The sequence below is a fragment of the Psychrobacter sp. AOP3-A1-26 genome (assembly GCF_052378235.1).
In the GTDB taxonomy this organism is placed as follows: domain Bacteria; phylum Pseudomonadota; class Gammaproteobacteria; order Pseudomonadales; family Moraxellaceae; genus Psychrobacter.
Genome location: NZ_JBQSXN010000010.1, coordinates 1 through 14581, shown reverse-complemented (window position 1 = coordinate 14581; position 14581 = coordinate 1). Strand labels below are relative to the sequence as shown.

At 41.4% G+C, this 14581-nt stretch carries 14 protein-coding genes; 11 read left to right on the top strand and 3 right to left on the bottom strand.

Translation table 11 applies throughout. The features are described from left to right. Positions 1-133 precede the first annotated feature (133 nt). The 9 genes from ACT3TU_RS03320 to ACT3TU_RS03280 all read left to right on the top strand — a co-directional run bounded on the left by ACT3TU_RS03320 (position 134) and on the right by ACT3TU_RS03280 (position 7451). Complete coding sequence (locus tag ACT3TU_RS03320) at positions 134-652, top strand: GbsR/MarR family transcriptional regulator (protein WP_192522778.1); 519 nt, start codon at positions 134-136, stop codon at positions 650-652. A gap of 132 nt (positions 653-784) precedes the next feature. Then, a complete protein-coding gene (locus ACT3TU_RS03315) occupies positions 785-1732 on the top strand; it encodes a fatty acid desaturase family protein (protein ID WP_192522779.1) in 948 nt (315 codons plus the stop codon). 122 nt (positions 1733-1854) lie between these two features. Further along, positions 1855-2346, top strand: coding sequence for a hypothetical protein (locus ACT3TU_RS03310; RefSeq protein ID WP_192522780.1), 492 nt, complete (start codon positions 1855-1857; stop codon positions 2344-2346). Between the two features lie 36 nt (positions 2347-2382). Beyond that, positions 2383-3378 (top strand): TIGR01777 family oxidoreductase, encoded by a 996-nt coding sequence (locus ACT3TU_RS03305; protein WP_192529146.1) that lies wholly within the window; start codon positions 2383-2385, stop codon positions 3376-3378. Positions 3379-3456: 78 nt separating this feature from the next. Continuing rightward, positions 3457-3948, top strand: a complete 492-nt coding sequence (locus ACT3TU_RS03300; RefSeq protein ID WP_192529147.1) for a hypothetical protein — start codon at positions 3457-3459, stop codon at positions 3946-3948. 31 nt (positions 3949-3979) lie between these two features. Next, on the top strand, positions 3980-4432 hold the full coding sequence (locus tag ACT3TU_RS03295) for a hypothetical protein (protein ID WP_192529148.1): 453 nt from the start codon (positions 3980-3982) through the stop codon (positions 4430-4432). 165 nt (positions 4433-4597) lie between these two features. After that, positions 4598-5056 (top strand): hypothetical protein, encoded by a 459-nt coding sequence (locus ACT3TU_RS03290; RefSeq protein WP_444784023.1) that lies wholly within the window; start codon positions 4598-4600, stop codon positions 5054-5056. A 187-nt stretch (positions 5057-5243) separates the two neighbouring features. Beyond that, a complete protein-coding gene (locus ACT3TU_RS03285) occupies positions 5244-6239 on the top strand; it encodes a metallophosphoesterase (protein WP_225735366.1) in 996 nt (331 codons plus the stop codon). Between the two features lie 57 nt (positions 6240-6296). Further along, on the top strand, positions 6297-7451 hold the full coding sequence (locus ACT3TU_RS03280) for a metallophosphoesterase (protein ID WP_192529636.1): 1155 nt from the start codon (positions 6297-6299) through the stop codon (positions 7449-7451). An 89-nt stretch (positions 7452-7540) separates the two neighbouring features. On the opposite strand, the gene ACT3TU_RS03275 is transcribed toward ACT3TU_RS03280, so the two are convergent. After that, on the bottom strand, positions 7541-8986 hold the full coding sequence (locus ACT3TU_RS03275; protein WP_192529637.1) for an alpha/beta hydrolase: 1446 nt from the start codon (positions 8984-8986) through the stop codon (positions 7541-7543). A 520-nt stretch (positions 8987-9506) separates the two neighbouring features. On the opposite strand from ACT3TU_RS03275, the gene grpE reads away from it, so the two are divergent. Then, positions 9507-10106, top strand: coding sequence for a nucleotide exchange factor GrpE (gene grpE / locus ACT3TU_RS03270; RefSeq protein WP_192524769.1), 600 nt, complete (start codon positions 9507-9509; stop codon positions 10104-10106). 271 nt (positions 10107-10377) lie between these two features. Continuing rightward, positions 10378-12321, top strand: coding sequence for a molecular chaperone DnaK (gene dnaK, locus ACT3TU_RS03265; protein ID WP_192524770.1), 1944 nt, complete (start codon positions 10378-10380; stop codon positions 12319-12321). A 117-nt stretch (positions 12322-12438) separates the two neighbouring features. Here the strand turns inward: dnaK and ACT3TU_RS03260 are convergent, their stop codons facing one another. Together ACT3TU_RS03260 and ACT3TU_RS03255 are read right to left on the bottom strand one after the other, a co-directional pair. After that, entirely contained in the window at positions 12439-13248 is an 810-nt protein-coding gene (locus ACT3TU_RS03260) for a methyltransferase domain-containing protein (protein WP_192524771.1), read from the bottom strand. A 71-nt stretch (positions 13249-13319) separates the two neighbouring features. Further along, on the bottom strand, positions 13320-14552 hold the full coding sequence (locus ACT3TU_RS03255; protein ID WP_192524772.1) for an 8-amino-7-oxononanoate synthase: 1233 nt from the start codon (positions 14550-14552) through the stop codon (positions 13320-13322). Between the last annotated feature and the right edge of the window lie 29 nt (positions 14553-14581).

Here is a 14581-nt window from a genome sequence, read left to right as displayed (position 1 = left end):
CAGATAATATCGGGATACTAGCCAACTATTTGACGATGTTTAGCCATTTTTAGCCCATTTAGGTATTATCGTTTAGATTGAGGACACGCCCTAAGATAACCAAATTATTCAAGATAGTGAGTAAATAATAATCATGAAACTAAATCCTGTGACCGAAAAATTTATCTTACATTGGGGCGAAATGGGCTCGCAGTGGGGGGTCAATCGCACCATGTCACAGATTCACGCGCTGTTATTTATTATCGGTAAACCGCTAAATGCTGAAGAAATAACCGAAACACTTGGCGTTGCGCGCTCTAATGTTTCAAACAGTATTAAAGAACTACAGCACTGGGGATTAGTACAAAAGATCTCGATATTGGGTGACCGTCGTGATCACTTTACGACCAATACCGACGTTTGGGAGTTGGCGCGTATCATCGTCGTTGAAAGGCAAAAACGTGAACTGGAGCCAACGGTACAGTTTTTACAAGAGTTGATGGACAGCCCTGAGTTTGAGCATGAGAATAGTGAAGTCAAAGCACGCATTCGTGAGACGCAAGAATTCGTTGAGACCGTGACTACTTGGTCTTCTGAGATGCTTAGACTACCGACAAGCGCACTCAAAAAGGTATTGAAGTTGGGCGCTAGCATTAAAAAGGTCTTACGTTAGTGGTGCGTTAATAGTGCCATAGCTTATTTAAAAGAAAAAATTTATAAATTTATTTCTGTTATGACAGAAATTTATGTAACAGATTGAGGTTTTATTAGCTCTTTTCATAGTAATAACAAATGGATGTGGCATATGAAAGCGAATAACACACAGGGTAATAAAAGCATAGCGATTAAAGATGCGATCAATGCAGTGCAGTGGCAAGACTTGCGCCAGCTAACTCGCGGTCAAATTGCCTATAATATTATTTTGCCTTATCCATTTTTATTGCTGTCATGGTGGTTTGCCAGTCAGTCTTGGTATGTACTAGCGTGCGGCGCGTCTTATTTATTCTTTGCCACGGCTTTTCGCCAAGCTCATGATGGCTATCATCATAGTTTGGGTACAGGAAAACGTACGACGACTGCCATACTATTATTGCTTAGCGTGCTGTTGATGACCAGCTTGCACAGCATTCGAGCCACCCATATGGAGCATCATCGTGACCCATTGGGCGACAATGACATTGAGGGCAGTCTGGCAAAAATGTCGTGGTGGCGAGCGATGTTAGGTGGTGTCACGTATCGACTAAATATCTATCGTCAAGGTTTACGTCTGAGCAGTCGCCGTAATCAGCGTATTGCGTATTTAGAGTTTGGTTTGATTGCTGTGGTCGTCTTGGTTGCTCTTGTATTGACCGCATTTACTATTCCTGCTCTTGCTATGTTGGCGCAAATATTGATCTATCACCTACTGACCATGACATTGGCCAATGCCAGCGTCGGTATCATTGCGGTGTGGGGTGTGCATCATGATTGTGATGAGACCATCGCCCGCACCGAGCGTAATCCATTAGTCAACTTGCTGACCTTCAATTTACTCTATCATGTAGAGCACCATCTATTTCCTGCTGTGCCATCCAATCATTTACCGGAGCTTGCCAAGCGTTTAGATGCGGCAGCGCCACACCTGACCAAAGCGCACGTATTGCCAAACATGGCTACTGTCATGGAATTTATTAATAATCGTTGGAATAAATTAAAAGACAAATATCAAAATAATAACAATAGTGACTGTCCTATTCGTAAGCATTTTGCTTAGAGTAATAAGCAGAATAGACAAAGTCAAAATACTTATCCACTAACTATTCACAGTAACTTCATTAGCACTACCAATGCACTATTTATACTAAATAAACAGCTAATATAAATAGGAGAAATATAATGAATAATAGTTTGGATGCTTACCCTCATTTAACCGTGATGATTTTGTTTGCAGGTATTGGTAGCGTGGTTGGCGGATTGATTGCTGAGCTGGCTTTATTGTTTATCTTTCGAGAGGCCAGTTTTGCCCAAATTGGTTATCAGCCATTGTTATATGTTGGTTTGCTGGGTTTTATTCCTGCGTTATTAACGGGCATTATCATCGCCAGCCAAAAGCTATGGCGCGAGGATCATAAAAGTATACGCACGACTTTTTTGATTGGGTTTATAACCTCAGCTATTTATATGGGTGCAATCGTCTTATATTTAGGCATCAACTCATGGATAGAAGTTGGTGTGCTGTTGGCTTTTATGGGTATCGTTGGTGTTTTTGGCGGCATTAATTCAGCCATTGCTGGCTGTATAGCTTTACCAAAAGCATGTAAAAGTGGTTTTGATATCAGCGCTAAAAAAGTAGACGATGGTTATGATAGTTTAAGTTTTACTAAATAATAAATATGATAGTTAATATCATACAGGGAGTAGGATATGAATATTTTAATCAGCGGTGGCTCAGGGTTTTTGGGTAGTGCCTTTAGTAAAGAGCTAATCAAGCGTTATCAGCAGGTGGGTAAGGAGCTACATATCACTTGGCTGACGCGTGATAGCAGTCAGACACATCCGAGCGATATCGAAATGATGACTTATGATGAGTTGGCTAATTCGGATAACAGCTTCTATGTGATTATGAATCTAGCGGGTGCAGGGATAGCGGACTCGCGTTGGAGCGATGCACGTAAAGAGCAATTGCTCGCCAGCCGTGTTAAGCCTACTGAGTCGCTATTGGCCTTTATTGCCCGTACCAATCATAAACCTAAGCTGCTGCTTAGCGGCTCAGCCATTGGTTGGTATGGCACCCAAGGTGATAAACCGTTGACCGAAAGCAGTGAATTTAAAACAGATTTTTCACACAAACTATGTGATGACTGGGAGCAGCTAGCATTGACGGCAACCGAATATAGCGTGCCTGTAGCTATCGTCCGTACAGGTGTGGTTATCCATCCTGAGGGTGGTATGCTCGGCAAACTATTAACCCCATTTAAAATGGGCGTCGGTGGGCAGTTGGGTGATGGCAAGCAAATCATGAGTTGGATAAGCCGCGAGGATTGGGTAGGGGCAGCGATATTTATTATTGAGCAGCATTTGGCTGGCAAGGGCGCTGATAATGGTATTAATACTGGGCAAACGACTAGCGCAACCACATATGATAATACTTTGCAGACCACTAACGATACAACAGCGGTCGTCTATAACCTCACGTCGCCCAATCCAGTGACCAACCATACCTTTACCAAAATACTGGGTGAATGGTTACACCGACCAACTTTTTTTACTTTACCTGAGTTTTTACTTAAGCTAATGTTTGGTGAGATGTCAACGCTACTGATTGATGGACAAAAGGTGTTGCCGCAAGCATTACAGGGCGCAGGTTATGAGTTTAAACAGCCAACGTTGAAGCAAGCGTTAGAAGAGCAGGATTCTTAAATCATTAAATGGATGTTTCATGTGAAACAAGTGGGTTGATACATTTAGTTCACCTCAGAGTATTAAGACGACAATAATATGGTTTCTAAAAATAATAAAGCTTCAAAATTAACGCTAGAAAAGCAAAGTAATATAAAGTCTTACCCTTGGTTAAGAATCCTTATAGGGTTTGGTTTACTTGGTGGCTGGGTAGGAGCCACTATTGCAAGCCTGATATTAACTCTATTTGTGGATCTTGGGACAGAATCATGGCTAGATTTTGATTTCCAGTTCTTTATAGAAAATATGTTTAGGGGTCTTGCTTTTAAAGTGATAGCCGGCCTACTACCAGCATTGATAACAGCAGGCATTGCCATTTATCTAAAACTGTATCTTAGAACGTTTAAAAACTGGCTTGTATTAGGCTTACTTGGTTTTATTGCAACTATTCCATTTAGCATAATTGCGTTGACGATGGCTGAGACAATAGATTTTGAGAAATTTTTATTTGCTGTGTTGGTGGGTTTATCTGGGTTATTTAGTGCTCTTATATTAGGCGGCTTAACCATTCCTAGGTTTCAAAAAAAATAAGACTCCAGTTTTTGAAAAATTAGAAAACTCTATGAATAAAACCAGACCCAATTATCCTAAAGGAAAAATTATAAACCAATATGCACAATTTGGAGGGGCACTAGGTGGAACATTTCTCTGGTTGACCATAGCAGTACCTGATGTCTTGTTTAATGATCATGATTTCGGTGCGCCCGAAGTACTGAATATTACTAACGTCTATCTCATCACTGTATTTAATATAGTTTGGCTACTAGGGTTTGCGCTGATTTTCTATGTGGTCTTTGGATTTATATTAGGACTGTTACCTTCGTTATTTACAGGCTGGATTCTTGCGCAAGTAAATGCTTACCGTAATTATAAAGGCCTTCTTATATCTTTAATTACTGGTGGTTTTATGGGCTTTGCCTTTCTATCAGCGACAGAGCTACCTTTTATCATTCAGGTTTTGACTGGTGGTGTCAGCGCTTTAATCCTAGCATTATTTGCCCTACCTAAGGCATGAATGGGCAAGGCTAGATATCTACAACTACACATTTAGGTGTTAATGAGATAATAAGCTTTAAGGTTTTTTAACTGTGATGTTAGCTCTATCAGGGTTGTTTAGCTCCACTGTAATAGGTGGTGTTACAGTTCCTAAGTTTCATGTGAAACCTAAATGGAGGTATGTATGAGTGACATTGAGATCAGCGCTACAGCCACTGTAACCAACTATCCTAAAGGTAAGGTGATAGGAGTTTATGGATTGCTAGGTGGAGCGATAGGCGGTCTGATTGTCTTCTTATATATGATTGTGATGTTTGTAATTGACGGTAATATTTTCAGCCAAGAGTTAACAGATATTTTCAAAATGCTATTAGCTTCTATTGTAGGCGGATTCTTTTTTGGGTTAATACCCTCTCTTATCGCTGCATTAATTACCACTAAGTTTAAAATATACTTTGATTTAAAACTAGAAGAAATAGTATCGTTATTTTTCATTGGACTGTTTAGTGCTTTTATATATATAGTTTGGTTCACTGTAGATAAAGAATTTATGGATGCTGTAGTGGGGACTATCCTATTTTGCTGTGTTGGTGGAACTAGCGCAGTCATCATAGGATGGTTTGCACTTCCGAAACACAAATAAAATTAATAGATTTTCATTGATGAAGTTTCTGTGGAAAAAAAGACACGATATTCAGAACATCAAATTTTTAACGTAAGATAGCATCATCTTTATTTAACTAGATTTACTTATGTGGCTTTTTATCGTTTTTACGCAGTTGCTCGCTATTATGACTAGCATTATTCTTTGGTGGTTAATAAAGCCAAGAATGACTGCTACTAAAGTTGCGCTGATATCTGTTGTCTTTATTATTAATAATATCGCTCTCCTTTATGGCTTGAGTGAGTTTTGGTACGAGCGTTTTCACGTCTATTTGGTTATCAGTATTTTGCAAGGCTTTATGTTTTATGCCGCTTTAATAACGGCTGTGCTTGCAGGGGTTTATGCTCTAATACTTAAACAAAAGCCACGACCAATAACCATTCGTGTGTTTGCAATGGTGGTTTATATCAGTATCGTGAGCCTCGCTATATTTAATGCCTACTCACCCGAGGTACATCGATTGACAGTTACGACAACCAAACCTCTCGATAAGCCAATGGAGATCGCATTGGTTTCTGATACGCATCTGGGCAGATGGTTTGGTAATCGGCAGATAGATAAAATGGTTAAGCTGATTGATAAGCAAAGTCCAGACGTGGTGGTCATCGCTGGTGATATTATGAATGACACCACTATTGCTTACGATAATACCAATATGCATGAGCAGTTATCAAAACTAAAAGCACCGCTTGGCGTTTATGCGACGTTGGGTAATCATGACTATCTAGGCTATGATGAACAAATAGCACAGGCTATTGAGGCTGCTGGTATCAAAGCCCTTGATAATGAGAGTGTGTTATTAAACGATGCAGTATGGTTGATTGGGCGCTCGGACGATGTGGATCTAACCAGACTGTCAGCGGATGAGTTACTAAATCAAGTGGATGCCGATAAGCCAGTGGTGTTTTTAGAGCATCGCCCTTCGATGATGGATGAAGTCAGTGCTTTACCAGTGGATTTGCATCTGTCTGGGCATACTCATGGTGGGCAGATATTTCCATTAACGATATTAATGGACTGGTTCTCACCATTAAATTATGGTGCCAAAAAAATAGCCGATACACAGTTTTTGGTAACCTCAGGCTATGGTATCGGTGCAGTGCCTTTTAGACTAGGTACGCGTTCTGAGGTTTGGATAATTACCTTACAGTCGGCAAAATAGCTCTACATAATTTACGCTGTAAATCTCTATCGGCACGCCAATCTGCTAGGAAACCTCATGCGTTACGCATTTATTATCACCATTATTGTGCTGTTGCAGCTTTTTAGTTTAGGAGCGGTACTCAGCTTACAGTGGTGGTTACAGCCTTGGATTGTTTCAATTACTATACCGCTATCACCGGCTATGGTGTGGGTAGTGGTTTTTGCCATTACCAATAGCCTGTTGCTGTTGAGCGTCAGCAAAATATTTTCTAATAGCTATCGCTGGATAAGCGCTTGGATGTTAGTGATGCACTTTATAATGCTCACCGCTTTATCGACCAGTTTACTATATGGCGGTTATTGGCTCTTAAATAGCTGGTTCGGTATTACGCTTATTGATGGAGAAATACTTACTATTGGGTTACGCATTTTTGCGCTGGTTTTCTTTGTAGCGTTGTTTATTTACGCCCTATATAGCGCTTATGTGCCGGTTGTGCGTAGGCTGTCTATTAGTATTGATAAGCCTATGGCTAAGCCATTACGCATTGCTGTAGCCAGTGATTTACATTTGGGCAGATTGTTTGGTAATAGTGCGATAGATAGGCTACATCATCTTATTATAAAAAATAAAGCCGACATACTGCTGATGCCGGGCGATATCATGGATGACAATACGCAAGCATTTGCTGATTATAAGATGGCAGGAAACTTGGCTGAGTTATGTAAAATCTTGCCATATGGCGTCTATGCTACTTTAGGCAATCATGATTTATATGGACACGAGCAGCCGATTAGTGAAGCGCTGTGCAATGCAGGCGTGCAACTGTTAAATGATGAGGTGAAATGTCTCATGCACCAAGGACAAGCACTTTGGTTAGTAGGACGTTTTGATAATCATAAACGTCAACGTGTGGCGACCACTGAACTGATGGCGCGCGTCGATAGTACCAAACCTATTATTATGCTCGATCATAGACCTAGCGATATTGCTAAGCATAGTCAGCTACCGATTGATTTACAGGTTTCAGGACATACTCATAACGGACAGATATATCCAGCCAACTTTATCGTCCATGCTATCAATCGCTTGGGCTATGGTTATGAAGCCATTGGCAAAGGACACTTTGTCGTCTCCTCAGGTTATGGTTTTTGGGGTATTCCGTTTCGACTGGGCTCGCGCTCGGAGATTTGGCTAATCACTTTGAATGGTAAGAATGAAGATAAATTTTAAAAAAGTAATGTTTAAGAAAGTAATATCTAAATAGCACTATTCTGTAATATAAATAAACCAGCACTCTTTTATGCAATAGACCCTAATAACTATGCCGCTAATTGCGACTGGGTATTGATAACATCGCGCACAAAGCTCGCAAAACCTTTAATGATATCGCCTGTTTCTTGTCCAATCCCCTGATGAATACTCATAAAATGAATAAAACCATGGGGCGCACCAAGTACGGTATAAGTCTCAACAGGGACATCATGCGCTTTCAATTGTTTTGTATAGGCAAAAGCTTCATCACGCAGCACATCCAGTTCAGCGGCGACAATATAAGTCGGGCATACTTTACTATTGTCACCAAGCATGGGGCAATTAAGGATATGTTGGCGTGGCAATGGGCTGTGATCAAAACATGCGGCATCAAACACCGCCACGTCAGCATGATCTAATAGTAGACCCTCACCATACAATTCCCAGCTTGGATAATCTGTCTCGATATCCGTCACTGGATATAAAGGCATTTGCGCAAGCGGACTGGGTAAGCTTTTTAATAATTCAAACATATCTTGACCGTCCATACTCAAATCTAGCCAAGCGTCTTCAGTGGGTGCGGCGAGCTGCTGCGCCATCAACGTCGACAATCCACCACCAGCACTATCACCAGCCAGCACTATCCGAGATGGCGTTGCCCCCAGCGATTGACAGTTTTCAGCCAGCCATGCATAAGCAGTAATACAATCTTGCAAGGCAGTTGGTGCAGGGTATTCAGGCGCTAAGCGGTAATCGACGCTGACCACTGGCCAGCCAGCCTGCTCACAAACCGCATGACAAAACTCATGATGGGTATCGACGTCGCCGATACAAAACCCACCACCGTGAAAAAACAACATAACCGTTTCGTCGGGGTTATGAATCGCGCATTTTTTAGTATTTATCCCATAAGAGCGTTTACTCGCCTGATAACAACGAACAGTCATATCGCCATCGTCAGCATTAGCGATGGTCTTATCTTCCCAGCTAATAGGTGTGTCGCCTTTTTTGGCACAACGCATTAGGCTGCTAAGTGTATTAATACTGGCTTGCTGCCATACTCTTGGCGATTGCATAGCGACAGCATCCGCCGCAAACCTGTCACGCAGCTCGTGCATGGGCGTTAGCTCTAAAGGTGTTTTAAGGTTGCTGTTTACGGCTAGTATCAAACGCAAATGAGCGTCAGCATGCAGATATTGCTTTGAGCTGGGTCCTTTGAGATAGCTCACCAAGCTTTCTAATACAGGCGTTGGCAGGCAGCCCAAACCTTTCATCGCATAATGCAAGGTATGTGACTGATAGTTTATCATCGGACTGTAGCTAAGCATTTTTTCTGTAATGCTCAAACGCTTTTCTTCTGCACTATTTTCTTTTATGCCCTTATCTACGGTATCCGTATCTACTTGAGCGGATGACGCTAAATTTTTTGGCGTTAGGTTCGTCGATGTTAAGTTCATCGTCATCAACGCTTTATTAAGTAGAGTGTTGATTGATAGTACTGCTGAATTAGACATAACACCCTCATTATTGGTCGTTAATATTTGATCAATGACCGTTAGTAGCTGTTGTAATAGGTCAGCGTAAATCTAACGTAAGTTGCAATATTTGTAACAATAATAAATTAATCATCAATAAAGTTGAGTGGTGTTTGGTAATGGCTTAGATAGTAATGGTAAAGAAATTGGAATAAGTGACGGTTTTTTGTACGTTTTTTTAGCAGATACCTATATTAGCTGACAGCAAAAGAAACCTTATAAAGAGAATTTAGATGATATTTCGATAACATTTGTTATAAATGCAAAAATTCCTTAGCTTTAGGCTTGAAATTTGACCCCATCACCTTTATTAATCAGCTATCGAAGCGTATTAATAAAAACAATCAGTGACTGTTATTAAGAAACTAATAAAGTATTAAGCATCTAATAAAGGCGCAAGATGACCAACAAATAGCGTGGCTCTTGTGTCCTGCATTAACCGTTCTTATTAAGCATTACTAAGTATTATTAAACATTATTAAAATTCTAAGGAGTTATCATGAGCGAGCAAAACCAAAATCAAGAGCCTGTTGATCAAAATGTGACCCATGACAATATTGAGCATAGCGACAGTATTTTAGAAGAAACCATGAAAGAGTTTGATCCACAAAACAACGAAGGCGAAGAAGCGACTATCGAGAATGAAATTAACCTTGATACCTTTGCCGCCCGTATTAAAGAGCTAGAAGGTGAAGTTAAACAAGCCAAAGAAGGCACTGCTCGTGCCAATGCTGAAGCTTATAATGCGCAAAAACGTATGGAGCAGGAAACAGATAAAAGCAAAAAATTCGCGCTGCAAAAGTTTGCAAAAGAGTTGTTAGAAGTCGTCGACAACCTAGAGCGTGCTATCGAAAACGCCCATGCAGATGATCCTGTTACTGAAGGCGTAAAACTGACCCATAAAGCGTTATTAGACGTGTTAAATAAAAATGGTGTCGAAGTGGTTGAACCACAAGGCGAAAAATTTAACGCTGACTTACATGAAGCGGTAGGTATCGACCCCGATGCGCCAGCTGATACGGTTGGTACAGTGTTGCAAAAAGGCTATAGCTTAAACGGTCGTCTATTGCGTCCAGCAATGGTACGTGTTGGGCAATAGTATTTAAGATAGTAGTATTTAAGACAATTCAGCTTAAAAACTAATACCGCGGGTATTAGTATTTAAAAAAGAAGTCTTTAACAGTGCTAAACCTTATTAGAAGTAAGGGTTTTCACAAAAAATCACATAAAAGGCATTATTTACGTGGTTATTGACTTGAAAAAACGACCACGTAAACCTATATAAAGCAACAAGTGACCCGCTAGAGACAATTTCTAAGGTCTGATGATATAAATATTTTTGTTTAAAAATAAATTAGGAGCAATTAATTATGGGTAAAGTAATTGGTATTGATTTAGGTACAACTAACTCATGTGTCGCAGTGATGGAAGGCGATAAAGTTAAAATTATCGAAAACGCTGAAGGTACTCGTACCACACCATCGATTGTCGCTTATAAAGATGACGAAATCCTCGTTGGTCAGTCAGCCAAGCGTCAAGCAGTGACCAATCCAAGCAACACCTTATTTGCAATCAAGCGTTTGATTGGTCGTCGCTTTGATGACAAAGTTGTGCAAAAAGACATCGGTATGGTGCCGTACAAAATCGCCAAAGCGGACAACGGTGATGCGTGGGTAGAAATCAATGGTAAAAAATTAGCACCACCACAGGTATCTGCTGAAATATTGAAAAAGATGAAAAAAACTGCCGAAGACTATCTTGGTGAAAGCGTGTCTGAAGCGGTCGTTACTGTACCTGCTTACTTCAATGACTCACAACGTCAAGCTACTAAAGACGCTGGTAAAATTGCTGGTCTAGATGTAAAACGTATCATTAACGAACCAACGGCTGCTGCACTTGCTTATGGTATGGACAAAAAGCAAGGCGATAGCACTGTTGCCGTTTATGACTTGGGTGGTGGTACATTTGACGTATCAATCATCGAAATCGCTGATGTCGATGGTGAGCAGCAATTTGAAGTACTAGCGACCAATGGTGATACATTCCTTGGTGGTGAAGACTTTGACTCAGCCTTGATTGACTTTTTAGTCGCTGAATTCAAAAAAGACCAAGACGTTAACCTAAAAGGTGACTCTCTGGCGATGCAGCGTCTAAAAGAAGCGGCAGAGAAAGCAAAAATTGAGCTATCAAGTGCCCAAAGTACTGAAGTGAACTTGCCATATATCACCGCTGATAGCAGTGGTCCTAAGCATTTGGTCGTCACGATCAGTCGCTCAAAACTTGAGAGCCTAACAGAAGAGCTAGTACAACGTACAATGGGCCCATGTAAAACTGCCCTAGAAGATGCTGGTCTAAAAATTGGCGATATCGATGATGTCATCTTAGTTGGTGGTCAGACTCGTATGCCATTGGTACAGCAAAAAGTACAAGAGTTCTTCAGTCAAGAGCCACGTAAAGACGTGAACCCTGACGAAGCAGTAGCCGCTGGTGCAGCGATTCAAGGCGCGGTGTTGTCTGGTGATAAAACTGACGTACTATTGCTTGATGTGACGCCATTGACGCTAGGTATCGAAACCATGGGTGGTGTTATGACCCCAGTTATCGAGAAAAACACCATGATTCCTACCAAGAAATCACAGGTATTCTCAACGGCAGAAGACAACCAGCCAGCCGTAACCATTCAGGTTTATCAAGGTGAGCGTAAAATCGCCAACCAAAATAAACAGCTTGGACGTTTTGATTTAACGGACATTCCACCAGCACCACGTGGTCTACCACAAATCGAAGTGAGCTTCGACATCAACGCTGACGGTATCATGAATATCTCAGCAACTGATAAAGGTACTGGTAAAGCGCAAAGTATCCAGATTAAAGCAGATTCTGGCTTGTCGGATGAAGAAGTCGAGCAAATGGTTCGTGACGCAGAAGCAAACGCTGCGGAAGATGAGAAATTTGCTAACCTAGCGCAAGTGCGTAACGAAGCAGATGGTCGTATCCATGCGGTACAAAAAGCGCTAAAAGAAGCGGAAGATAAAGTCACTGAAGATGAAAAATCAACAGTAGAAGCAGCGGTCACTGAGCTTGAAACAGCGGCGAAAGAAGATGACCATGACGATATCAAAGCCAAACTTGAAGCCTTAGATAACGCTTTCTTACCAATCAGCCAAAAGATTTACGCTGATAGTGGTGCGGGCGCAGAGGGTATGGATCCAAGCCAGTTCCAAGAAGGCGCTGAAGGCGCAGCGGATAGTAGCCAAGCCGACGATGATGTCGTTGATGCTGAGTTTACTGAAGTAGACGAAGACAAAAAGTAAGGCTATTAATAATTAGTTAAATTAACAAGCTGTTCAATTAGAAAAACGCATCCTTCGGGGTGCGTTTTTTTATGGTTGTTATTTATAAAAGATAACCTACCACTCTATATCTTGTCTTTACGGTTTAAACGCACTCACTATCAGTACTTCGTAAGTCAAATTAACGATAGGCTGCCCAATATCATCTTGCGCTGAAAAATGTTGCCAATAATCTGACTCAAACTGTTGCAAGCGTGCTTTTGTCCACCTAAAGGACTGGGTATTGCTGGAGTTTATTTGAGTACGATTCGTCGATACGCCCGTCAGTTTCATATGTTTTAAGACAGCGTAGGGACTGGAAAACGGTAACTCAAAACGCTGGGTGAACAGTTTGATTTTCTCAAATCCAGCATTGACGAGTGCTAATTGCCACTCATCAATGTCTGGATAATCGAGTCCTTGACCAGTCAAACGCTTAATCTGCCAAAAATTATTTGGCGTAAAAGTGTTAAATAGCAGTTGACCGCCCGCTTGTAAGCGTAACGCTGACTGTGCGACGAAACTTAAAGGCTTATCAAACCACTGCACTGCGTTAGCACTGATTATCAAACTATGCTTTGCTACCAAATCCATGGTTTCAGCATCACCGATCTCTATATCGGCAGTTGGTAATATTGATTGCAGTGTATCGGTCTGTTCAGCGCATAACTCATTGATCAGCCAATGCTGGCTTTGTATCTGTGCAGCTATTAAACGGGTCATTTGACCGGTTCCTGCACCGACTTCCAACACACTATCTTGCTGCGCATGTGCAATATTGGAGGATAAGTATTGACAGACTTGCTGCTGAATATTGGCATGCTGGTCATAGTCGCTGGCATTGGCAAAATGACGAGCGATGGTTTTTTTTCTGGTGCTAAATGTATCCGTTTTGGCGAGTGTTTTCATAAGGTTTATTATATCCAAGTGAGCCAGTTATCAATCGATAGTAGCGCTGACATCTCTATTACAGAACAGCGTCATAACTGTCTTATCAATTGCTCGCAGTCTTTATTTGTTAGCTTGGCATTCATGACCAAACGGATACGCGCCGTGTTTGCAGGAACGGTGGGTGGCCTGATAGGCATCGCGTAAAAACCTGCTGCTTGCAACTGTTGTGCTTTGGCAAGAGTGCTGGCGTTATCACCCAATATGTAAGGCACAATGGGTGACTCATAGTTTGGATATTGAATAGTTGGAGAGACACGGTGTCGTTGGACGATGGCTCGACTAAGCTTGGTAGACAATTGCGCTAAATGCGCACGTTGGTCATTTAGCGTTGGCATTTTTGCTAAAATAAACCGTGTCCATGCGTGATTGATAGGGGGTAATGCAGTACTAAAAATGAGCGGACGCATGGTGTTAATCAGCCATTGCTTGACGATGTCATCACACATGATATAAGCACCTACTGAGGCAAAAGCTTTACCAAAAGTACCGACCAAATAGTCAATATTAGCCAATGTCTGTGTTTCTTCTGCGAGTCCCAAGCCTGTATCACCCAACACACCAATGGCATGAGCCTCATCGACATACAGCTCAATGCGAGCATCTTTGGCTTTTAATTGTACCAGTTGACATAAATCAGCACGATCACCATCCATACTAAAGATGCTTTCAGTGACAACAATAATGCGCTCAATGTCTGGATTTGCTTGCTTAATAAATGTAGCCAAATGCTCATAATCATTGTGACGATAACGGCGATAGGTAACCAGCTTGCTTTGACTTAGACGCAGACCATCGATAATACTGGCATGTACTAGCTTGTCAGCCAGAATAAGCGTTTTGACTGGCAAGGCTGTTAGGGCTGGTAATATGCCAAGGTTGGCATGATAGCCGCTATTCAATACCAACACCGACTTTGAGACAGAGGTATCTTGTTTGTCCACCGCGGTTTGATACCATTCCTGCAACTCAGACTCTAGCGCTTGCAGTTGTGCATCACTTCCAGTGAGCAAGCGTGAGGACGTCGCACTCATTTTAGGTGTTTGTGCGGCTGATAGGAGTCTTATTTGGTTGAGAAATTCGTTTTGTAATTCAGTGTCGCCGCCTAAGCCAAGATAGTCGTTACTGGTAATATTGAGTAAGGTCTTACCTTCGCTAATAACGTATGGCCCATTATGTTGAAGGTTGGGTAGTTGACGATATTGTTGGGTGGCTTTGAGTGCTATAAGCGCTTCTTGTAGGCGACTATTTATAAGTCCAGTCATTACTTTTACCTTAAAATATTCGTTATCGA